Raw genomic sequence first — 21,540 nt, 5'->3', positions numbered from 1 at the left:
AACCGCTCTATCGAATCCGTCGGTTCGAACGACTGCAGGCGCGGCTCTCGGCCCACCAAATAATATGAGAAACAGACATGTTCGGCCGGTGAAACTGCTATACCGTTCTCATTGGTTCTCAAATGCTAGTAACAAACACTGTGTGTGTTTGACATACATTAAATTTGGCCGACAAGTTCTTACCTATTCTATTCGTTTGTCTCCTATGGACGATGGTTTGCAAACGGAGACAGGGGGTCCGAACTACGCCGTACAGTTCGGGGCGGCTCTCTTTGTCGCGGCAGTTGTCATGGCGGCGGCCGGACATTTCGGTGGCGTTCTCGGACTACTCGCTGGTGCGATAGTCGTCGGCGGGACGGGAACTGTCCTCGGTCGTCGCGTCGACAGTGAGCACGAGGACGTCGTTTCGAGCGTCGAAGCGGTGATCGACGAACCCGATCCGGCCGTCACTGACGGCGGGATTCGGGAACTGGATACCGCCTTCGAAAAGCGCGTCACCGAGAATCGCCAGCTCCGGACGCAACTCGACGACCTCGAGTCGGAGCTCGAGGGCACTCGGCACCGAAACGAACGTATCAAGTCCCAGACCGAAGCGTTACAGGACGCGATGCAGCTGTGTGCCGCCGGCCAGCTCACGCATCGGATCGATTCCGACGAGGAGTCACCGCTGGACGTGGCGGACGACTTCAACGAGATGATGGACGAACTCGAGGGAACGATGCGGCACCTCAAGGACTTCATCGCGCTCGTCGTCTCCTCGAGCAACGAAGTGATGTCGGGAACCGAAGAAGTCAGCGAAGCGAGCGACGAGATCAGCGCGACGATTCAGGAGATCGCGGAGGGTGCGACGGTGCAGTCCGAGCGCCTGCAGTCGGTCAACGGGGAGATGGAGAACCTCTCCTCGAGCATCGAGGAGATCGCGAGTCTCTCTGACGAGGTCGCGACGCTGTCCGAACGGACGACGGAAGTCGGTCGCCAGGGACAGGAAGCAGCGAAAACGGCGATCGATGGGTTGAACGAGATGGAGGACGGGTCAGCGGAAGCGGTCGAAGCGATCGAGACGCTGCAAACGGAGATGGAGGCGATCGACGAACTGGTCGAGTTCATCAGCGAAGTCGCCCGCGAGACGAACATGCTCGCGTTGAACGCCAACATCGAGGCGACTCGCAGCGGCGGCGACGGCTCCGGCGAAGGGTTCGCCGCGGTCGCGAACGAAGTCAAGGAGCTCGCTGCGAAGAGCAAGGACGCCGCCGAAAACATCGAGAAGCGTATCGCGGACATTCACGAACAGACCGAGGTCGCGACGAACACCGTTCGAGAGACCGAAGATCGCGTCGCGGAACACACCGATTCGGTCGAAAACGCGCTCGAGGCACTCGGGGAAATCGCGGAGTACGCCGAGGAGACCAACCACGGCGTCCAGGAGATGCACATGGCCGCAGACGAACAGGCGAAGTCGACACAGCAGGTGGTCGCGCTCGTCGAGGAGACGGCCACGATCAGCGATCAGACCTCGGACCTGGCCGAAGACGTCACGGCTTCCGCGGAGGAACAGACGGCCGCGCTCACGGACGTCTCCGACAGCACCAAACAGCTCGCCGAAAACGCGAACTGGCTCAGTGACACCCTCGACATGTACAAAGCGCGCCAGGACGTGCCGGCGATGGATCGGCAGTCACCGACCGAACTCGCCGGTTCTCCGTCCGAGGGACAGGCGTCGACAGGAAGTGGTGACGTCGCTTCGGCATCGTCGACGACCGACGCGACACCCGAAACGTCGTCCCGCTCCGAGACGGCCTCGAGTTCGCCGGAGGCGGCCGGCTCCGATGAGTTCACGTTCGGGAACACGACTGAGACCACCGGACTGCCGACGAAGTTCCAGACGGGGATGGCGACCGGTGACGATAGTTTCGATACGGGGCGTCGTGCAGCGACGATGGCGTTCGACGACTTGGGTACCGACCGCGTCGACTTCTGTCAGGTCTTCTGTTCGCCCGAGTACGAGTACGCCGACGTCCTCGAGGGGATTCGCGACGTCATCGGACCGGACGCGAAGTTGATCGGTGCGTCGTCGTCGGGCGAATTCACCGAGAAGGCGGTGTCAGACGGAACCGTGACGGTTTCGCTCGTCGCCAGTGACACGATCAAGTTCTTCACGGGACTCGGTACCGATCTCTCCGATGGGGTCGCGAGTGCAGTGAACGAAGCGGTCGAAACGCTCCCCGCCTCGGTCGATGGGTACCCGCACCTCTCGGCGATCAACCTCCACGATGGCTTGGCCGGGATCAGCGACCAGATCGCGGTCGTCACGCAGCGGAACCTCGGCCACGATGTCAGCTTCGCCGGCGGCTCCGCGGGTGACGACCTCGCGATGGAGGCGACGCACGTCTTCCACGGCGACACCATCGCGAGCGATTCGGTGGTCATCGGCCTCATGGCCTCGAAGGAACCCGTGACGATTACGGTCGACCACGGTCACTCACCCATCTCCGAACCGATGACGGTGACGAAGGCCGAGGGCGGAACGGTTCTCGAGATCGACGGCAAGCCGGCGTTCGAGGCGTGGCGCGAGTCGGTCGAGTCGTACCTCGCTGAGACGGGCCAGCAGGTCGACTTCGATGCCGTCGAGAACGAGAGCATGGAGCTGCTCGGACTCCTGACGGAGTTCGAGTTCGGAATCGAGGAAGGCCACGGGGCGATCAGTGACGGATACAAGATCCGCTGGCCCGGGTTACGGCTCTCGAAGGAGGGGCCGCTCGACTTCCCCGTCGGCGTCCCCGAAGGGACGGTGGTTCGCGTGATGCACAGCCCCGCGGACGAGCAGATCGTCTCCGCACGCGATACGGCCACTGCGGCGATTCGGGACGCACCCGGCAACGTCGCCGGCGGCTTCATCTACGACTGTGCGTGTCGTTCGATCATCCTCGGTGAGAACTTCGACGAGGCGGTGAACGCGATGGACGAGGAACTGGGAGTTCCCTTCAGCGGGTTCGAGACCTACGGCGAACTCTGCATGGAACGCGGACAGATGAGCGGCTATCACAACACGACCTCCGTCGTGATGTTGCTCCCGGAGTGAGCCTCGGTCGGGGTGATACCGTCACCGTCCTACCCGCGCCCCCTTGTTCTTCCTCTCCCGGTCGTATACTGCGTGTCGAGTCGATGGAAGGTGATTCAGCCGGGACTACGCCATGCCCGGCCCGAGCAACGGCGGTCTATCTACGATCGCGGTGAGAGATGAAACGCGAAACTGCGAGACGGCACCGCATCGAGATCGCATGCCAATCTGTGGTATCAAATACCCTCTAAAACCATTTAGGGGTTCGACTTATGCGTGTGGCCGCTGTCCGTCCGACCAGGAAACAGCGACGGGGCATCGATTCGTTCCGTCACTGGTACCACCAGCCATGACCGACACCACATCACCCATCGAACGCACGTTCGAAATGCAGCGCCAGTCGATCGAACAGAGCCAGCAGCTATTCCGGCAGGGACTCGCGTTCCAGGAGAACGCCGCCGAGACGTTCCTGCGGAACAGTATGGCGATGCAGCGAAGCGCCCAGCGTCAGGGAACCGAACTCGCCCGACAGCTCATCGACGCGCAGCTCGAGGCCCTCGAGTCGGTCCTCGACGAGGACGGGTACGACATCCGGTCGACCATCGACGAGGGATTCGAAGAGGGAACGGAACAGACACAGCAGCTCCTCAACGACGGATTCGAGCAGGTCGCGGAGCTGTTCCGGCAACTGCTCCACGCACAGCTCGACGCGCTCGAGTCGGCGCTCGACGGAAACGGGTCGGACGTTCGATCGACCGTCGACCGGCAGTTCGACGAGTTCGAGCGGAGCCAGGATCGGGTCTGGGACGAGTTCGAGACGGAATTCTTCCACGCGGTCGAGGATCTCACCGATCAGCAACGGCGGGTGCTCGCCGAGTCGATCGACTCGGTCCTCGACGCACAGGCGGAGACCGAACAGCAGACGATCGAGATCGTCGACCGAGCCGAGGAAACCGTCGGAACCGTCCAGCGCCAGACCGAAGAGGTGACCCAGAGCATCCAGCAGGGAACCGACGCCACGATGCGGACGGCGCAGGGCGAAGCCGAATCGGTCGCCGAGACGACTCGAGAGAGCGCCCAGGAAACGATCGACGACGCTGCCGACGCGACCGAAGAGCTGGCGGTCGATACGACGGACGCGATCGAAACCGCGTCCGAGCAGGGGGCAGACGCTACGGAGCGGAACCTGCAAGCCATCGACGGAGTCGGCCAGACCTACGCCGACCGGCTCGCGGAGGCGGGCATCGAAACTCTCGCAGACCTCTCCAGGACGGAAGCGAACACCGTCGCCGAGGCCGCAGAGATCTCCCAGGCCCGCGCAGCCGACTGGATTCAGGCCGCCCAGTCCCACACGTAATCGACCATCGAAGGCACTGGCCAGCGGGAGTCCGCATCCGGCAGTTCGGTTCGTGAGCCCATTTCGCCCGGCGCATCGTCGTCTGCCGACGCTGACGATCACCGACTTCGGTTCTGCGTGCCACCCGCCGGCCAGACGCGTTCCTTTTCTTTTCCGCTTCCGAAACGGGAGTGTGGACGCGAATCAACGGTCTCGAGCGAACCCCTACGGGATGGACGAGGCGTGTCGGAACTGCCCGGCGCTCTGTGAGACGCGCGCGCAGGTCGTCCACGGCTACGGCGACGTCGGCGCGGACTTCCTCTTCGTCGGCGAGCGACCGACGGATCGGGCGGACGAGGTCGGCGTCCCGTTCGCCGGCGAGGGCGGCAGCGACGGCGACGGCGGGCTGCGGCGGATGCTCGAGCGCCTCGGGCTCTGTGACGTCACGTCGCCGGCGGACGCGCCCGGGCTCGAGAACGTCTACCTGACGAACCTCACCCGCTGTCGCGATCCAGACCGGGAGCCGACCGACGAGGAGATCGGCAACTGCGACCCGTACCTCAACGCCGAGATCAGGATGATCAACCCCGAAATTCTCGTCCCCGTCGGCGAGCGCGCGCTCCGGGAACTCGGTGCGGAGTACACGACGACGCCGGTCGACGAGCTCGCGCTTCCGGACGACCACGCCGCGCGGATCCGGGGCCGCGGGTTCGAACTCGTTCCGATGATCGAGCCCAGGGAGCAGTCCGACGCGGAGACGCAGGCGTGGCTCGAGGCCTTCGTCGAACTGATGGCCTCCGATTACCGGCAGACGAAGGGGCGGCAGGAGCGGTGAGAATCAGCGACGGCGCGAGCGACTACCAGTAGGGGTTCGCACGCCAGCGTTTCGAGCCGATACCCGAGGCGATCAGCGCGCCGACGGCGAGGACCGCCACGACGAGGACGCCGATCGTCGGCGCGAAGAACGCGCCGGGTGAGTCGAGCAGGTAGCCGGTTCCGAATCCGTACGCGCCGAGGACTGCCAGCGCGGCGATGACGAGCGTTCCCAGCAGTCCGGCGATCGTTCGTTCGTCCATATCAGGGCCGAGGGACTACACCACTATAATTCGTTATCATTTCAGCGTCGGGATCCGTCGCTCGAGCCCCGAAAAGCGCCGCGTTCAAGGACCGTGCGATCGGAGGACGAAGCATGATCGTCGTCGTTCCGGTCGATCCGCCGCGGGCGGGGCTCGTCCTGTCCGCACTCGTCGACGGATCACCGCTCACCGAAACCGAAGCCGTCGCGCTCTACGAGGCGACCGTCGCCGACGTCCTGTGGGCCGTCTCCTCGAGCGGCGGCGACCTCCTGATCAACTACCGCGATGCGGAGACACTCCCCAACGCACACGCGGACGGCGACCCCGAAGCCGAGGTCCGGGCGCTCGCGCTGGACGCGCTCGGCGAGGACGCCGACGTGCGGTTCGAACGACAGGTCGGCTCGAGTCGCTCGGCCCGCGTCGGCAACACCGTCACGCACCTGCTCGAGGAAGAGGGTGCTCAGAGCGTGGGAGTGCTCGAGCCGACGGTACCGCTGGTGGGTCGGACGGAAATCGACGGCGCGGCGATGTCCTTGCGGCGTCACGAGGTCGTGCTGGGACCGTCGACCGGCGGGGACGCGTACTTCGCGGGCTTTTCCGAACCGATCGACTTTGCCGATGCGTATGCAACGCCCGAACTGTCGACGCTGGCTGGGCGGGCGGCCGATGCGGGACGGGGTGTGGGATTCGCGCCGATGCTTCCGACCGTCTCGAGCCCGGCCGGGTTGCGTGAAACCGTCGCCGGACTCGAAGCCAGACGGGCCGCCGGTCGGCCGGGTGCCGAGGCGACGGCGGCACTGGTGGACGAACTGGGGATTACTGTCGGGGAAGGCGGCGCGCTCGAGCGCGAATAGACCGACAACCCTTTTTGAACGTGTGGAGAACGGGTAAGTGAGGTGGGGTGGCAGAGCGGCCCAACGCGCCTGCCTTGAGAGCAGGTGGCTGTCAAGCCTCATGGGTTCAAATCCCATCCCCACCGTCTTCTCACGAGCACAATACGACGAGCACCGCGAGGAGTATCGCGAGTGAGAAGACGACACGTTGGGATTTGAATCAGGGAGGAGCTTGGCTCCGACCGTGGTTCGAATCCCATCCCCACCGTTTTCCGCGAGAGAATACGACGAACGCAGTGAGGAATCTCTCGAGCGGAGAAGGAACGGTGGGATTTGAATTAAGTCGCGCGCAGCGAAGCGAGCATGCCTGGGCGTAGTTCGAATGAGATACCCTAAACGAAAACAGCAGTCCTGCTATCGTGGTAACAGGGAATCGCCACGCCCTCCCCAACCGATTCGTTCGCTCGCTGTGCTCGCTCACTCATCCCTCGCACAACGTCGTCGGCCGACTTCGCTTTGCGAGGCGCTCAGTCGGCCGACAGCGCGCGCCACCGCACATCGGGAGGACGGATCAGGTGTCACAGAGAGAATTGACGTGCTACTACTGAGACGGATTTATCAGCTGAAATATGAGATCGGTTGATCGGCGAGCTCAGATCCTGCTCAGGACCTCAGCGGTAGGACAGCTCGAGCTCCCGCGCTCGGTCGAGCAACTCCGCATCGTAGTAGTCCTCGGTCTGTGCGGGTCGGATGTCGTCGATCGCGCGGACCTGCTGGACGGTGTTGCGGAAGTTCTTGAAGGTGGCTTCGTCGACCATCTGGCCGTCGATGGTGACCGCGCCGGTGCCCTCGCGTTTGGCCTCGTTGAAGCGCTCGATCTTGTGGACGTCGCGCTCGAGTTCCTCGGGCGTGGGCATGTGGACGGTGTTGGCCTGGATCGTCTGCTTGGGGTACAGCGACCAGGAGCCGTCGAGGCCGAGCTGGGCCTCGTGTTCGACCTGATCGGCGTACTCGTCGGCGTTGTAGTAAGTCAGGCCGGCGCGCTCTTTGAACAGGTCGTCGAAGGGGCCGCCGATCGAGAGCAGGCCGCCGGCGCTGGCTTCGTTCGAGAGCGCCTCGAGGAGGCCGTCCCAGCGGGGCATGCCGTCGCCGAGGTCGCGGCCGCCGAGTTCGGCCGCGTAGTCGACGGGGCCGAAGACGAGCGCGGTGAGTCGGGAGTCTTCACCGAACTTGGAGATCTCGCGCAGGTCGGAGCGGGCGCGGCCGGTCTCGATGATGATCGAGAGGCCGATCGAGCCGTCGTCGTAGCCGTGCTCGGCCTCGGCGTCGGCGACGACCTCGGCGGCGCGTTTCACGTCCTCGAGGCGGCCGACCTTGGGGACGACGACGCCGTCGATCTCGTCGCCGATCTCGCCGACGAGGCGGTCGATCTGGTTGCGGCCCTTGTCGCAGTACTCCTCGTCCTCGTAGCTCCACTCGACGCGGGGCCAGATCTCGCCGGGGAAGTCGTACTGGGGAACCTTCTCGATGGTGTTCTCGAGCCCCTCGGCTTTCATGTCCGGTGCCGTCCCGTCTTCCATGTCGGGGACGAGCCAGTCGGGGGCCTGGAACCCCTCCGCCTCGAGGGCGGAGGTCAGATACTTCGCCGAGTCGTCTTTCGGAACGGCGGCCGGTGCGGTCTGGAACGTGCGGCAGAGTCGAATGTCGTCAGTCATGTGTACGTGTCTGAGTTCGTAGTTGTCTGCAGTCGATTATGATGTTCGATCGTGTCAGTTAGAACGCTTTCGAATCTCGGCGGTTCGCGTCCCCGAGTAGACGGGTTCGTCGTCCTGGTTGAACGCGATGTGCTCGAACGTGACCGTCCCCGCCTCGTCGCTCGAGGCGTCGTCGTCGGCCTCGATCACGCGCGTAAAGGCGTAGACGGTGTCGCCCACCGCCACGAAGGTGTGGAACGATTCGTCGTCGAAGCCGACCTCGCGCCAGGTCTGCTCGTCCGAGCGAGCGTGGCCCAGTGCGGTCGATCGGGTCACGTCCCCGTAGGTGACGATGTTGCCCGACGGCGAATCGGCCATGACGTCGACGTTGTGGTGCTGTTTGGCCGTATTGAGCGTTGCCAACGGAAGTGAAGCGACGGTGACGTCGTCCTGCGTGCGACCGCGCTCGTGGCGGTAGGCGACGGCGGCATCGCGGTCGTCGGCCTCCTCGAGCGCCTCCACGAAGTCCTCGTAGTAGCCGCCCTCGGGTGCGACGAACTCGTCGGGGAGTTCGGGGCCGTCGCCGTCTCCTTCAGCGGCCGCCGCCCCGCTCCCGTCCGTCGCCATCGGCTCGCGCCGCGGAATCATGTTCGTCCGCTCGTAGGAGCAGAGGACGTCGCCGGTCTCGGCGTCCTTGCCTCGAGTGCGCCAGGAGACGATGCCGTACTCGGGTCGGGAACTCGAGGTCGCACAGTTGACGACCTCGCTCTCGACGTGGAGTTCGGTGCCCGCGTAGACGGGCGACTCGGGGAAGCGGACGTCGGTCCGGCCGAGGAAGTAGCCGCCCTTCTCGCTGAGGTCCTCGACGGTGATGCCGAGCGTCGCGGCGGTGAGGTAGTCCGGGTGGATCGGCGGTTCGTCGAACCCGCGCTCCGCGGCGGCGTCGCTCCGCCAGTAGGCGGGGTCGTGGTTGAGCGTCTGGCTCATCCACTGTTCGTTGCCCCACTCGGTGAGCGTGAGACCGGGGTCGTGCTCGATGAGGTCACCCTCCTCGAAGTCCTCGAAGCAGTTGCCCTTCTCCTTGGTCTCGACTTCCTCGAGCGCCTGTGCGAACGTGTCGGGGTCTGTCCAATCAGTCATCTGCAGTCACCTCGTCAGTCTGTTGTCGGTCCCGCTCGCGGCGGGCGATCGTCCGTCGCATCTCGTTCTCGACGATCATGTACCCCTCGTCGAAGCCCATGCCGGGCTTGGCGAGCACCTGCGCGGCGTTCGTCGCGAGCGCGACGTGGGCGCAGGCCCGCGCGGAGGTTTCCGTCTCGTTGCAGGTGCCGCCGAGGTAGGCGCGCGTGTCCGTCCCCTCGCAGTAGCGGACCGCCTGTCCGCTACGGTGGATGCCGCCCAGATCGGGCGTCTTCACCTGCACGAGGTCGGCTGCACCGGCGTCGACGAACGCCTGGACGTCCTCGAAGGTGTTACACCACTCGTCGGCGACGATTCCGACGCCGACGTTGGCGTCGGCGAGCCCCTCGCGGAGCTCGACCATCGCGTCGATCTGGTCCGCGCGGTTCCCGACGTCCATCGGCCCCTCGATCTGGATCGGGTACGGCGCTGCGGCCGCCTCGAGCGCGGCGAAGTAGTCGACGACCTCGTCGCGGTCGTAGGGAGCGCCGAAGATCTCCCCGATCATGCCGTAGACGTCGATGTGGAAGCGGGGCTCGTAGCCCTCGGGGCCGAGTTCCTGGGAGCGCTCGACGAGCCACTCCACGTACTCGAGGAGCGTCTCCCCGTTCTCGCCGATCTTCTCGACGCTGTTGATCAGGGCGTGGGGCAGGACGGGAACGCCCTTGACGAACATCTTTTCCGTATTGTTGTAGCGGTCGTCGCCGGACTGCCCGAAGACGGGCACCGGCTCGGTCGCCGGCTCGGTGCCGAGCGCGTCGGCCATCACGTCCGTGCGGGTCGTGTTCTCGGCCTCGGCGGCCGCTGCGAGCAGGGCCTGCGAGACGCCGTATCGGATCGCCGTGTGGAGGCGATCGCCGTCCACCTGCAGCTCCTCAAGCAGTTCCGCATTGGCGAGGAAGTCGGTCGCGTCACGACCCACGAGTTCGTCGGCGACGGGGCCCTCGATGACGGGCGCGTACTCCTCGGCCTGGAAGAGCGGGTCGCGGCCGCCGGCACCGGAGTACTGGACCGCGGCGCAGTCGCCCCGAAGGACGGAACCGTCCGCGAGTTCGATGTCGACGATGAGCGTCTCGCCGGCCTGGCGAATCTCGTCGAAGCCGTCGGTGACGGGCTCGCCCTCGTAGGTGAAGCCGTCGTGTTCCGCTCCCTGTTTGATCGCGCGCTGGTCGTCGAAGAAGAACCCGGAGTAGCCGGGCGTGGCGTGTAATCCTGTGATTTCCATTTAGACGTCACCCTGCGGTCGGCCGATGAGTTTGCCGTCGCTGATCGCGTCGACGTCGTCCGCGACCATCCGGAACGACTGGTCGCGGCCCTCGGTCGTGGCGCGTTGTGAGAGTCTGGCCTTGTGAATTTCCTTGATGTCGTCGTCCATCTCGAGATCGGCCCACTCGAAGATGCGGACGCGACCGTCGTCGTCCCGCGCGGGGAGGACGGCACCCTGTGCGCTGTCGCTCGGTGCGAACGGCACGTCGAGCGCGCCGGAGTCGAAGGCCTTGAGCGTGCCCTGGACGACGTCGCCGTCGCCGTGCTCGAAGATGGTGTCCATCAGACACCGGGTCTCGCGCTCGATGAGGTCCTGTTCCTCCTCGATACCGTCGATGTCGATCTTCTGCTCGATGGCCATGTCGATGACCTGCCGGGTCGTGCGGAGGCCGGCCGAGTTGGCTTCCATGGTCGGCACACCCTGGAACTCCTGGGGCGACTTGGTGATGACCTTGTCCGGCTGGGCGATGGCGGCGGTCATGCCGCCGAGGCTGATGACGCCGTTGGCGCGAGCCTCGTCCGGCGGGAAGCCGCCCATCCACTCGTGGAAGACGGTGGTGACGACGACCTCGTCGGGCAGGTACTCGTTGCCCAGCTTCTTGAGCGCGTGCAGCGCGGCCACGTCCTGGACGATGTTGCCGACTTGGCCGTAGCCGAGCGTGATCGATCGCACGCCCTGTGTCGCCGCCAGCTTGCCCTCGACGATCATGATCGCGATCGCGATCGAGGGCGGGACGAGGGTCCCGGTGAGGGGACCGAACGGCTCGCGGTTGATCCGCACGCCGCGTTCGGTGTAGGCCCCCGCCAGCCGGTCGACGAACTGCCACTTCTCGATGGTCTCCTCGAGCCCGTGGCGCTTCGTGTACGGAATGTTGTAGGAGATCGGGCCGCCCTCGAAGCTCTGGAAGCCGCCGGCGAAGGTGATCGCCGCGAGCAACCGGGCGTCGGGCGTCCCGTGACGGACCTCGATCGGCGCGTCGACCGCGTCGATCAGTTCCCGGCAGCCGTCGACCCCGTGGTTGACCGCGGGGAAGCCGTTCAGGGTATCGTCGCCCGTCTCGAGGGCCTTGTCGAGCCCCTGCTGGGCCTTCTCGTACTCGTTGTCGCGCGTGTACGAGTCGATCGTCGTCGGCAGGAGATCGGCCTGCCCCTCTTCGAGCAGGTACTGGAGGAGTTCGATCTGATCGTCGAGCCGTGGAACGCCGGCTCGCGGCTGCAGGAGGGGTTTGTCTGCCGACTCGAGGACGTCTGCGAATCGCTTGTGATCCGGCAGCGACTCGTGGTACTCGATGGCGTCCTCGAAGTCGACGCCCTCCCCCGTCGGCCAGTTCGATCGGATCTCTTCGTCGATACGCCGTAGCTCGTCGGACGGAATGCGTTCGTCTCGTATCATCTAGACATCTAGGAGGTAATAGTCGCTCGCTCCGACTCCGTCGGCGAGATCTGGAGGTCCTCGCGGAGCGCAGCGATCGCGTCCTCGGGATCCGTTTCGGAGTCGAACACGCGGTCGAACCCGAGCTCCCGGAACGTCTTCCGGGTCTGCTCGAAGTCGTCCTGTCCGACGGCGAGGTTACCGCCGATGTAGCTGACCGCGTCGACGCCCGCGTCCTCGAGGACGCTGTGGAATCCCTGGCAGTCCTGCTCGGCGTGGCCGTAGAGCGAGGAGACCAGTACAGCGTTCGCGTCGTGGGTCTTCGCCGCGTCGGCGAACTCCTCCTGAGAGGTCTGAACGCCGAGGTTCACGACATCGAAGCCGGCTGCACTGAAGGCTTGCTCTAAGATTGTGATGCCAACGACGTGGGCATCGGAGCCGATCACGCCGAGGACGACCGTTTGGGACATCGTATCCGAAACCATGATGGACCACCGTATAAACCTAATGATCTTCCATGATAATACTCCTTAAACATCCTAACAGCGTCTCTATGTTGGATGTTCACACGACCGTTGGTACGAAGAGACAAACTACATGATCGATGGTAAGGGTTTTGGTAGTGGTTTCGGAAGGGACGACTACAGATATGGGTGCACTCTCGAACCTTCGCGTGCTGGATCTGACCCAGGTGCTCGCCGGGCCGTACTGTACGATGTTGCTCGCGGACATGGGCGCGGACGTGGTCAAGATCGAGCGCCCGGGCGGCGACATGATCCGGTCGAACCCGCCGTTCGTCGACGACCCCGAGGACGAAGCCTACGGCGGCTACTTCCAGAGCGTCAACCGGGGGAAGAAGAGCATCGAACTGAACCTCGGCGACGACGAGGATCGCGCCGACTTTCTCTCGCTCGTCGAAGAGGCCGACATCGTCGTCGAGAACTACCGGTCGGGAACGATGGAGAAGTACGATCTCGGCTACGAGACGCTGACTGAGTACAACGAGGATATCATCTACTCCTCGATCCGCGGCTTCGGCGACCCGCGAACGGGCGAGACCGACCGACAGGGCCAGCCCTCCTTCGACCTCATCGCGCAGGCGCTCGGGGGCGTCATGGAAACCACCGGGCAACCCGACGGCCCGCCGACGAAGACCGGTCCCGGCGTCGGGGACCTCTTCACCGCGACGCTGAACTGCATCGGCATCCTCGCGGCGGTCAATCACCGCGAACAGACCGGCGAGGGCCAGTACGTCGACACCGGCATGTACGACTCGATGCTCAGCTTCACCGAACGCGCCATCTACCAGCAGTCCTACACCGGCGAGGCCCCTACCCGTCGGGGCAACTCCCACCCCACGCTGTTTCCCTACAACGCCTTCGAGACCGACGACGGCTACGCCGTCATCGCCGCCTTCAACAACAACCACTGGGCCGAGCTCTGCGACGTGATGGACCGCGAGGACCTCGCCGAAGAGTATCCCACCACGCCGGAGCGACTCGCGAACCGCGAGGACCTCCGCGAGGAGCTCGCCGACTGGGCCCTCGAGCAGACCAACGACGAACTCGTCGGCATGCTCGAGGGTCGGGTCCCCGCCGCACCCGTCCAGAACACCGAGGAGATCTTCGACGATCCGCACGTCCACGCTCGAGACATGCTCGTTCCCGTCGAACAGCCCGGCGCGGACAGGGACGTCGAGATCGCCGGCACCCCGATCAAAATGACCGAGACGAACCCCGAACCCCGCGGCCGCGCGCCGCTGCTCGACGAGCACCGCGAGGAGGTACTGGGCGAGACGTCCGACGCCGAAGCGGCCGACGACTGAGCACGCTCCGGAAGTATCTCAGCCAACGACTGTAGAACCGGGACGAGAAGCACGTCTCCTCGTTCCAGTCGCTGAGCCGAATATTTATACGAATCGTCGGACAACGTTCGAATACAATGGCCAGTTCGACGAGTGACGGGAGCGTTCACGACGGAGAGATCCGTCTCTGGCGGGAAGAGGACTGGTGGATCGCTACCGACGTCGAAACGGGCGTCACGACACAGGGCGACTCTCGAGGCGCTGCACTCGACAACCTCGACGAAGCAGTTGCATTGCACAACGGGGATACTGGTCGGGAACCTACCGACGCAGAACTCCGTAACCTGGGTATCGATCCCGCGGAGAACACGACTGGTGATCGAGACCCGCCAGACGTCCTCGAATAGGGATGGGGCGGCGCACGTTTTCCGGCAAAGAGGTCGTGAAAGTGCTAGTCAACGTTGGTGGATTCGAATGGCGTCGGACGACCGGTGACCACGCCCACCTGTATTACGAACACCCAACGAACGAAGACGATCGTCGGCAGGTAACGGTTCCGCTTCACGACGAACTTCGAACAGGAACGCTCCGTGATATCGCTGACAGCGCAGGTGCACGGGACTTCGAAGCGTTTTGTGACTGGCTCGACCACAACGCATAGTCCTTTAGTCGAGTACTCGTCTGACAGCAGTCGACCCCATCAGTCGCCGGCAGTCGAGCGTTCGGTCGGCGATTTCGTTGCCAACTAATTCGAGTGGGTAGTCGTACTCTACTGCGAACAGTCAGACTCGAGCGGCCCCGCATCCGAGCCGACCGGCCGACGAACGGTCTCGACGGAGTCGGTGGTGTGATGATCCCGAATGGGGTCGTCGACCGGCCGGCTGATCGTCGGGGACTCGAGTGAGCCCCGATCTAGTCTCGCTCGAGCAGGCCGGGCGGGACGGAGCAGCCGCAGGGACTGGCCGAGCCGGTGTGGGGACCGGTGACGGTGACGAAGCTGACGGGATCGCCGCAGCTGGGACAGTCGGGGAGCGGCGAAGAGTCCCGCCCGGGACTCGCGCCGACGTCGCCCTTCATCGAACCCTCCCCATCGCTCGAGGCCCCGAATACGGAGCCAATAACGGTTGTGGCAGGTGAGCCGGTTGTCGTGCGGGACGTTTATATCCCGGTAGTATGTATGGAATCATGCTTGCAATCCCTGTTCGGGATTTGGAAGCAGGCCTCGGGTGGTTCCAGCACCCGGGGCATTTCGATGCAGCCCTCTGTGAGGTCCGCTTCCGATTTAATCTCCAACCTGTCCCAACTTATAATTACCGATGAAAATTGGGATTTTCGACGGAGGCTCGAGTCCGATTGCCCTCGACTGCTCGAGCCATTGACGTTCCCGAGCGACTCCGAGTGACCGGTGCGGCTGTGTGCGGGTTCGAGACGGTCTCTCCCCCGATTCAGTTTCTGCGACGCGACGGAGCAGTTATACGCGCTGGCCGCCAGTAACGTATACTCATGCCGAACGAAATTTTCACAGACCCTGAGACTCCGGCCGACGAGTGGGCGGATATCCGCATGACCGATCCGGAAGCGAACGAGTGGGATGTCGATTTCGTCGTCGCCGGCGGCGAAGTAGGCTACGTCGACCTTCGGATACGACCGGAACTCCTCGCCTCCTTTATCGGCTGTCTCCTCGACGACGTCGACGACGATCGGGCCAGTGCGATCCTGGCCGACATCGCCGACCAGACCAACATCGATCTCGGCGATGGGACCGGTGAGCAGTAACCGGACCGAAACCCTGGCCCCCCGTCGACGCGGTTCGGGGGTACCCGCTCGACCGCGAGATCTCGAAACGCTGTCGTCGGTACGACCCTTTCCGATTCGACGACTTACCTTTGCGATACTAATTCAGAAAAATCGACCGAAGACGGCACATATCCGGAGAACTCGAGTGGGGTTGGCCCCAATCTATATGCCCGTCGTCCCGAGAGGGACTCCATGAGCATCCGAGACGAACCCTTCCCGGGAAGCGTCTCGATGGATCCGATCCGCGTATTACACGTGGACGACGACCCCGAGTGTACGGCGACGGTGGCCGAGTTCCTCGAGCGAGCGACCGTCCCGATCGAACCGCTGGGTGCGACCACCGCGAGCGATGCGCTCGAGCGCCTCGAGACGACCGAGATCGACTGCATCGTCTCGGCGTACGCGCTCCCCGACACGGACGGACTGACGTTTCTGGCGACCGTCCGGGAGTCCCACGAGGACCTCCCGTTCGTCTTCTTTACCGGCTCGGGATCGGAGTCCCTCGCGAGCGAGGCGATCGGTGCCGGTGCGACGGACTACGTGCCGAAAGGCGAGGGCGACGAGCAGTACGCGAGGCTGGTCGACAGAACTGTCAACGCCGTCGAAACGGCTCGTGCCCACCTGCGACGGGATCGTCAGGTACAGGCCATCGAAACCGCTCAGGAGGGTATCAGTCTGATCGACGCCGACGGACGGTTGGCGTACGTGAATCGGGCCTACGCCGACCTCTACGGCTACGACCCGGACGAGATGATCGGCGAGCACTGGGAGCTGCTCTACCCCGCCGAAGACGTCCGGGCCGCCCACGAGGAGATCATTCCGGCGGTGATCGATGAGGGTGACTGGCACGGCGAGACGACGGGTCTCCGAGCCGACGGCAGTACGTTCGTCGAATCCCACTCGCTCTCGACGACCGGCAACGGCGACATGATCTGCATGGTCCAGGACATTACGGACCGCAAGGAGCGCGAACGCACCCTCGAGCGCTACGAGACGATCATCGACGCGCTGGGTGACCCCGTCTATACGGTCGATGCCGACGGGCGATACGAGTTCGTCAACGACGCCTACGCCGAGATGACCGGCTACGAAAAACGCGAGCTCGTCGGGGAGCACGTGTCGTTCCTGCTCGACGGGGCCTCCGTCGAGCGGGGCGAAGACTGCGTCCGCTCGCTGCTCTCCGAGGACACCACTGGGTGCCAGGGGACCTACGAAATCACCGTCGAGACGAGCGACGGCGAGTCGATCCGCTGTGAGGATCACGTCTCGTTGCTCCCGCTGGAGGACGGCCGCTACAGGGGCGTCGCCGGCGTCGTTCGCGACATCACCGAGCGCACGCGGCGCGAACGCGAACTCGAGCAGTACGAGACGATCCTCGACACGATCCCGGACGAGGTGTACAGTCTCGACCCCGAGGGCTACTTCACCAGGGTCGTGCCGCCGATCAATGCCGACGTGACGACGACGGGGTACGCCCCGGAGGAACTGGTCGGCGAACACGTTTCGCGGATCATGGACCCGGACGATATCGCCGAGGGAGAGGCGGAAATCGTCGCGCTGCTGAGAGACGACGACCGCAAACACACCTCCTTCGAGATGGACATCATCACGGTCGACGGGACGCGGGTTCCCATCGAGAACCACATCGCGATCCTTCCGCCCGACGACGACGGACGGTTTCGGGGAACCGTCGGCGTACTGCGCGACATCACCGAGCGCAAGGCCCGCGAGCGCGAGCTGAAAGCACAGAACGAGCGACTCGACCGCTTCGCCAGTATCGTCTCCCACGACCTCCGGAACCCGCTCAACGTCGCGCAGGGCCGACTCGAGCAGGCCCGCGAGAACCCCGACTGTGACGGCGAGGACCTCGAGGCCGTCGCCTGGGCCCACGACCGAATGGCGGTTCTGATCGAAAACATCCTGGCGATCGCACGGGAGCGCGATCCGAGCCCGGAGACCGAACCGATCGAGCTCGCGACGCTCGTGGAAGACTGCTGGCGACACGTCGAGACGGCCGACGCGACGCTCCGAATCGAGACGGACGCCGTCGTTCGAGCCGATCGCGCTCGGCTGACGCAACTCCTCGAGAACCTGATCCGCAACGCCGTCGAACACGGCGGCCCCGAGGTCACGCTCACGGTCGGCGACTGCACCGACGGGGACGGCGATGGCTTTTTCGTCGCGGACGACGGCCCCGGTATCCCGCCCGCTGAACGCGAGAACGTATTCGAGAGCGGGTACTCGAGCGACGGCGGCGGAACCGGCCTCGGGCTCGCGATCGTCGAGCAGACCGCCGGCGTACACGGGTGGACCGTGACCGTCAGGGAGGGAGAACGCGGCGGTTCGCGGTTCGATATCACTGGTATCGATCTCATCGACCGGTGACGAGGCGACGGCTGCGAGGAGTAATCCTTTTGCGGGACCCCTACGCACGTTCGGGTATGAGTACCGATTGGCCGGTCGATCCCGACGGCGAGGAGGGCAGCGAGGGAATGCGCAAGTTCGACATGCGGATCATCGCGGACAAGGTCGACGAGGAGGAGGACTTCCCGATGGTTCGCGACGAATTCGTCGAGGAGTACGGCGACTACCCGATCCGGATCAATTACAAGACGGTGGTCCCGCTCAGCGAGATCTTCGAGTACGTCGAACCCGAGGAGTTCGAGACGCTGCTCGACATGCACAAGGCCGTGGGCGCGGCGATGCGCGAGGGGGACTTCTGGCTGTACCACCCGAAGGGGAAAAACCCCGAAAAGAAACACGCCTGAGCCCCGCTCTGCAGCCCCATCACGAATCTGGATTACGTATCACTTATACGACGGCGTTCGAAAGAGTCGGCCACCGTGACTAACACGCAGGTTACGCTCGTTCAGATCGACAACTACGGGCCGTGGACAGTGACGCCGGAGCCACGGCGGGAGGCCGACCTCCAGACCATGCAGTCCCGGCTGTTCGCGGATATCTCGCAGTTCGTCGGCAACCGCGGCGGGTACGTCTTCTTCACCCGCTTCGACAACATGATCGCGGTCACGAACGGCTGCTCGCTCGAGGACCACGCCCTCCTCCAGGAGTCGGTCGGGAACCGCTATCCCGTGACGCTCAGCCTCGGCGTCGCGACCGGCACGAGCCCCGTTCACGCCCTCTCGGACGCGACCGAACGACTGCAGGACGCCGGCAGCGCACAGGACAAGGACCGCCGCGAGTGTCTCGAGGGCCGTGTCATCGACGACCCCCACCGGACCGACGACGACGTCCAGATCGCCCACTTCGACGTGGTCAACGCGACCGGCAACTACACGGACGAACTCAACGCGTTCGACACCTTCATCGAGATCGAACAGGGCTACGCGGAACTCATGCGACACATGCGGTACACCCACGAGAGCCTCTCCTTTTTCGTCGGCGGCGACAACGTCATCGTCGTCTGTCCTGACCTCGAGAAAGGCGATTACGAGGAAGCGGTCTCCCACGTCGCGGAGGCCGTCGACGTGGAGATGCAGGTCGGCGTCGGCCGCGGAGTCAGCGCCCACGAGGCGGGCTTCGAGGCGAAACACGCCCTCGAGACCTGCCGGGCGGACGGCACCCGGGTCGAACTCGAGTGGGAAACGTCCTAACCACCGGAGTTCGTAGACTTCGCCGCCGGTTCGGTTAAGTGTGACGGAGGTAGCTTTTAGCCTGTTCGTGGGATTCATTCACACATGGAATCGGAACTATCAGTCAGAGACGTCTTGACGACCGACTACGTCGGCGTCAGCGAATCGGACTCGCTCCGCGGTGTCGTCCGGCTCATGCGGGAAGAACGAACGAGCTGCGCGCTGGTGGTTCGGGGCGCGGAACCGGTCGGCATCGTGACCGAGTGGGACGTGCTCGGGCTCGTCGCCGACGGCCACGATCCCGACGACACGACCGTCGGCGACGTGATGACGACGCCGGTTATCACGGCGGGTCCCGACCGGTCGCTCACCGACGTCGCTACCACGATGGCCCGACAGAACATCCGCAACGTCGTCGTCGAAGACGAGACCGGGATCGTCGGGCTGGTCACACAGCGCGACGTCATCGCCGCTGCGGGCTCGTTCCAGGCGACGATGACCCCCGCTCGCTCGAGCGAGCCGCCGATCGACCGCGACCGCGCGGTCGCCGACCCCGCAGCCGCTCCGCTGAACGACGAGGGCGAGACCGGCGTCCGCCCCAACGGCGGCGACGAGTACACGACCCAGGGCGTCTGCGAAGCCTGTGGTTCCCTCGCTGATTCGCTGTGGGACGCCAACGGGCAACTGGTCTGCTCCGACTGCCGGACAGTATGACCAGTTGACAGCCCGAAAAACGGCATGCGGAGTGTCAACAACCATCAGTCCGTATCTCTCCGATAGAAAGACCTTTCGGGAGGCGCGGTGGACAGGTCGATAATGATCGAGACCCTCGACGACCTGACCGTCGAAGGGACTACCGTCGGTGTCCGCGTCGACGTCAATAGTCCGATCGACGACGACGGGACGCTCGCGGACGACGCTCGACTCCGCGCTCACGTCGATACGCTCGCGGAACTGCTCGACCGCGGCGGCCGCGTCGCCGTCCTGGCCCACCAGGGCCGCCCCGGCGGCGACGATTTCGTCTCCCTCGAGTCCCACGCCGATCGGCTCGCCGAACTGCTCGGCCAGCCCGTCGATTACGTCGACGCGACCTTCACCGAAGCCGCCCGCGAGGCCGTCAGGGACCTCTCGAACGGCGACTGCGTCGTCCTCGAGAACACGCGCTTCTACAGCGAGGAGTACATGGAGTTCGACCCGGAGCGGGCGGCTCGAACCCACCTCGTGGAGGGGCTCGAGCCGGTGCTCGACGCCTACGTCAACGACGCCTTCGCCGCGGCCCACCGCTCGCAGCCGTCGCTCGTCGGCCTCCCGACCGTCCTTCCCGGCTACGCCGGCCGCGTGATGGAAACCGAACTCGACGTGCTGGGATCGATCGAGGAGACCAGCGAACCACGGGTCTACGTGCTCGGCGGCGCGAAAGTCTCGGATTCGATCGACGTCGCCTGGTCCGTCCTCGAGAAGGGGCTGGCCGACCACATTCTCACCGCGGGCGTCGTCGGCAACGTCTTCCTCGTCGCGGACGGCGTCGATCTCGGCGACGCGAGCTCGGATTTCATTTACGATCAGGGCTACTGGGACGAGATCGATCGCGCCGCCGACCTGCTCGACGCCTACGGTGACCGGATCGCGCTCCCCCGGGACGTCGCCGTCGACCGCGGCGAGGACCGCCACGAACTCGGCGTCAACGCCTTGCCGCCCGGCGACGGCGAGGCCGCGATGGACATCGGCGAGTCCACGCTGGACTACTACCGACGGATCCTCGCGGACGCGGAGACGGTCATCCTCAACGGCCCCGCCGGGGTCTTCGAGGACGATCGGTTTCAGACGGGGACCCGACGGCTCTACGAGGCCGCGACCGACATTCCGACGAGTATCGTCGGCGGGGGCGACACGGCCGCCGCCCTGCGCAGACTCGGCGTCGACGGCTTCTCCCACGTCAGTACCGGCGGCGGGGCCGCGCTACGGATGCTCACCGCCGAATCGCTTCCCGCCGTGACCGCACTCGAGAATGCACCCCAACGACCCGCAGCCGACGATTGAACCGGCCGCTCGGGACGACCTCGATGCCCTCGCCGAGCTCTGGGTTCGCCTCGCGCGGGACCAGCGTCAGTACGATGCGGCCGTTTGCGCCGATGCGAACCGCGAGACCATGCGCGAAACGCTCGCGGCGTATCAGGTCAACGACGGCCTGCTCGTCGCCCGCGTCGGCGAGACGATCGCCGGCTTCGCCTCCATTACTGTCGAGCACGGCTCGCTCGAGCTCGATACCGACCGCGGCCTGCTCTCGAATATCTACGTGAAACCCGACTATCGGGATCGCGGGATCGGCTCCGCGCTGCTCGAGGCCGCCGAAGAATCGCTCGCCCGGCGGGGCGTCGACGTGATGCTCCTCGAAGTGATGGCCGGCAACGAGTCGGCCCGTCGGTTCTACCGCCGCGAGGGGTACGACGAGTTCCGGGTGACGATGGGGCGCTCGCTCGCGGATCCGGACGAAAACGATACACATTCAAAGGAGGACGGCTAACCAACGGC

At 64.8% G+C, this 21,540-nt stretch carries 21 protein-coding genes and 1 tRNA gene; 15 read left to right on the top strand and 7 right to left on the bottom strand.

Features of this window, described 5'->3' with window-relative positions; translation table 11 throughout:
* The first annotated feature begins 217 nt into the window (after positions 1 to 217).
* The 3 genes from NDI89_RS12775 (at position 218) to NDI89_RS12765 (ending at position 5,229) form a co-directional block, all read left to right on the top strand.
* Positions 218 to 3,079, top strand: a complete 2,862-nt coding sequence (locus NDI89_RS12775) for an FIST N-terminal domain-containing protein (RefSeq protein WP_277521992.1) — start codon at positions 218 to 220, stop codon at positions 3,077 to 3,079.
* 328 nt (positions 3,080 to 3,407) lie between these two features.
* Positions 3,408 to 4,415, top strand: coding sequence for a helix-hairpin-helix domain-containing protein (locus NDI89_RS12770; RefSeq protein WP_277521991.1), 1,008 nt, complete (start codon positions 3,408 to 3,410; stop codon positions 4,413 to 4,415).
* 211 nt (positions 4,416 to 4,626) lie between these two features.
* Entirely contained in the window at positions 4,627 to 5,229 is a 603-nt protein-coding gene (locus tag NDI89_RS12765) for a uracil-DNA glycosylase (RefSeq protein ID WP_277522277.1), read from the top strand.
* 22 nt (positions 5,230 to 5,251) lie between these two features.
* Here NDI89_RS12765 and NDI89_RS12760 read toward each other — a convergent pair whose 3' ends face one another.
* The gene (locus tag NDI89_RS12760; RefSeq protein WP_277521990.1) at positions 5,252 to 5,470 is read right to left on the bottom strand and encodes a hypothetical protein; all 219 of its coding nucleotides are present in this window, start codon (positions 5,468 to 5,470) and stop codon (positions 5,252 to 5,254) included.
* 113 nt (positions 5,471 to 5,583) lie between these two features.
* On the opposite strand from NDI89_RS12760, the gene NDI89_RS12755 reads away from it, so the two are divergent.
* Together NDI89_RS12755 and NDI89_RS12750 are read left to right on the top strand one after the other, a co-directional pair.
* A complete protein-coding gene (locus NDI89_RS12755; protein ID WP_277521989.1) occupies positions 5,584 to 6,324 on the top strand; it encodes a hypothetical protein in 741 nt (246 codons plus the stop codon).
* Between the two features lie 41 nt (positions 6,325 to 6,365).
* Positions 6,366 to 6,449, top strand: a tRNA-Ser gene (locus tag NDI89_RS12750).
* A 525-nt stretch (positions 6,450 to 6,974) separates the two neighbouring features.
* Here the strand turns inward: NDI89_RS12750 and citE are convergent.
* From citE to glmS, 5 genes are read right to left on the bottom strand one after another with little or no spacing between them, the layout of a single operon-like run.
* Positions 6,975 to 8,018, bottom strand: coding sequence for an L-malyl-CoA/beta-methylmalyl-CoA lyase (gene citE / locus NDI89_RS12745; protein ID WP_277521988.1), 1,044 nt, complete (start codon positions 8,016 to 8,018; stop codon positions 6,975 to 6,977).
* A 54-nt stretch (positions 8,019 to 8,072) separates the two neighbouring features.
* Positions 8,073 to 9,137 (bottom strand): 2-methylfumaryl-CoA hydratase, encoded by a 1,065-nt coding sequence (gene mch, locus NDI89_RS12740; RefSeq protein ID WP_277521987.1) that lies wholly within the window; start codon positions 9,135 to 9,137, stop codon positions 8,073 to 8,075.
* On the bottom strand, positions 9,130 to 10,401 hold the full coding sequence (locus tag NDI89_RS12735; protein ID WP_277521986.1) for a methylaspartate ammonia-lyase: 1,272 nt from the start codon (positions 10,399 to 10,401) through the stop codon (positions 9,130 to 9,132). The genes mch and NDI89_RS12735 overlap by 8 nt, the downstream gene beginning before the upstream one ends.
* Positions 10,402 to 11,835, bottom strand: coding sequence for a methylaspartate mutase subunit E (locus tag NDI89_RS12730; protein ID WP_277521985.1), 1,434 nt, complete (start codon positions 11,833 to 11,835; stop codon positions 10,402 to 10,404).
* Between the two features lie 8 nt (positions 11,836 to 11,843).
* Positions 11,844 to 12,299 (bottom strand): methylaspartate mutase subunit S, encoded by a 456-nt coding sequence (gene glmS, locus NDI89_RS12725; RefSeq protein WP_277521984.1) that lies wholly within the window; start codon positions 12,297 to 12,299, stop codon positions 11,844 to 11,846.
* 164 nt (positions 12,300 to 12,463) lie between these two features.
* Here glmS and mct point away from each other — a divergent pair, with 164 nt between their 5' ends.
* The 3 genes from mct (at position 12,464) to NDI89_RS12710 (ending at position 14,279) form a co-directional block, all read left to right on the top strand.
* Complete coding sequence (gene mct / locus NDI89_RS12720; RefSeq protein ID WP_277521983.1) at positions 12,464 to 13,639, top strand: succinyl-CoA:mesaconate CoA-transferase; 1,176 nt, start codon at positions 12,464 to 12,466, stop codon at positions 13,637 to 13,639.
* A 116-nt stretch (positions 13,640 to 13,755) separates the two neighbouring features.
* Positions 13,756 to 14,025 carry a type II toxin-antitoxin system HicB family antitoxin gene (locus NDI89_RS12715; protein ID WP_277521982.1) on the top strand — a complete coding sequence of 90 codons (270 nt, stop codon included), beginning with the start codon at positions 13,756 to 13,758 and terminating at the stop codon, positions 14,023 to 14,025.
* A 2-nt stretch (positions 14,026 to 14,027) separates the two neighbouring features.
* The gene (locus NDI89_RS12710) at positions 14,028 to 14,279 is read left to right on the top strand and encodes a type II toxin-antitoxin system HicA family toxin (protein WP_277521981.1); all 252 of its coding nucleotides are present in this window, start codon (positions 14,028 to 14,030) and stop codon (positions 14,277 to 14,279) included.
* Positions 14,280 to 14,530: 251 nt separating this feature from the next.
* Here the strand turns inward: NDI89_RS12710 and NDI89_RS12705 are convergent, their stop codons facing one another.
* Positions 14,531 to 14,695: a hypothetical protein gene (locus tag NDI89_RS12705; RefSeq protein WP_277521980.1), complete on the bottom strand. Its 165-nt coding sequence runs from the start codon at positions 14,693 to 14,695 to the stop codon at positions 14,531 to 14,533.
* Between the two features lie 426 nt (positions 14,696 to 15,121).
* Here NDI89_RS12705 and NDI89_RS12700 point away from each other — a divergent pair, with 426 nt between their 5' ends.
* From NDI89_RS12700 to NDI89_RS12670, 7 genes are all read left to right on the top strand, one after another.
* Complete coding sequence (locus tag NDI89_RS12700) at positions 15,122 to 15,394, top strand: hypothetical protein (protein ID WP_277521979.1); 273 nt, start codon at positions 15,122 to 15,124, stop codon at positions 15,392 to 15,394.
* 213 nt (positions 15,395 to 15,607) lie between these two features.
* Positions 15,608 to 17,800 (top strand): PAS domain S-box protein, encoded by a 2,193-nt coding sequence (locus NDI89_RS12695; protein WP_277521978.1) that lies wholly within the window; start codon positions 15,608 to 15,610, stop codon positions 17,798 to 17,800.
* A 56-nt stretch (positions 17,801 to 17,856) separates the two neighbouring features.
* A complete protein-coding gene (locus NDI89_RS12690) occupies positions 17,857 to 18,183 on the top strand; it encodes a DUF5785 family protein (protein ID WP_277521977.1) in 327 nt (108 codons plus the stop codon).
* Between the two features lie 75 nt (positions 18,184 to 18,258).
* Entirely contained in the window at positions 18,259 to 19,029 is a 771-nt protein-coding gene (locus NDI89_RS12685; protein WP_277521976.1) for a GTP cyclohydrolase III, read from the top strand.
* A gap of 84 nt (positions 19,030 to 19,113) precedes the next feature.
* Complete coding sequence (locus NDI89_RS12680; protein WP_277521975.1) at positions 19,114 to 19,722, top strand: CBS domain-containing protein; 609 nt, start codon at positions 19,114 to 19,116, stop codon at positions 19,720 to 19,722.
* A gap of 102 nt (positions 19,723 to 19,824) precedes the next feature.
* Complete coding sequence (locus NDI89_RS12675) at positions 19,825 to 21,048, top strand: phosphoglycerate kinase (protein ID WP_277521974.1); 1,224 nt, start codon at positions 19,825 to 19,827, stop codon at positions 21,046 to 21,048.
* Positions 21,017 to 21,532 (top strand): GNAT family N-acetyltransferase, encoded by a 516-nt coding sequence (locus tag NDI89_RS12670; RefSeq protein WP_277521973.1) that lies wholly within the window; start codon positions 21,017 to 21,019, stop codon positions 21,530 to 21,532. Before NDI89_RS12675 ends, NDI89_RS12670 begins: the two co-directional genes overlap by 32 nt.
* Positions 21,533 to 21,540 lie beyond the last annotated feature (8 nt).

This window comes from Natrinema salsiterrestre (assembly GCF_029502005.1).
Taxonomy (GTDB): domain Archaea; phylum Halobacteriota; class Halobacteria; order Halobacteriales; family Natrialbaceae; genus Natrinema; species Natrinema salsiterrestre.
Note: the sequence above shows the minus strand (reverse complement) of the source record. Positions and strands in the feature narration are given on the sequence as shown.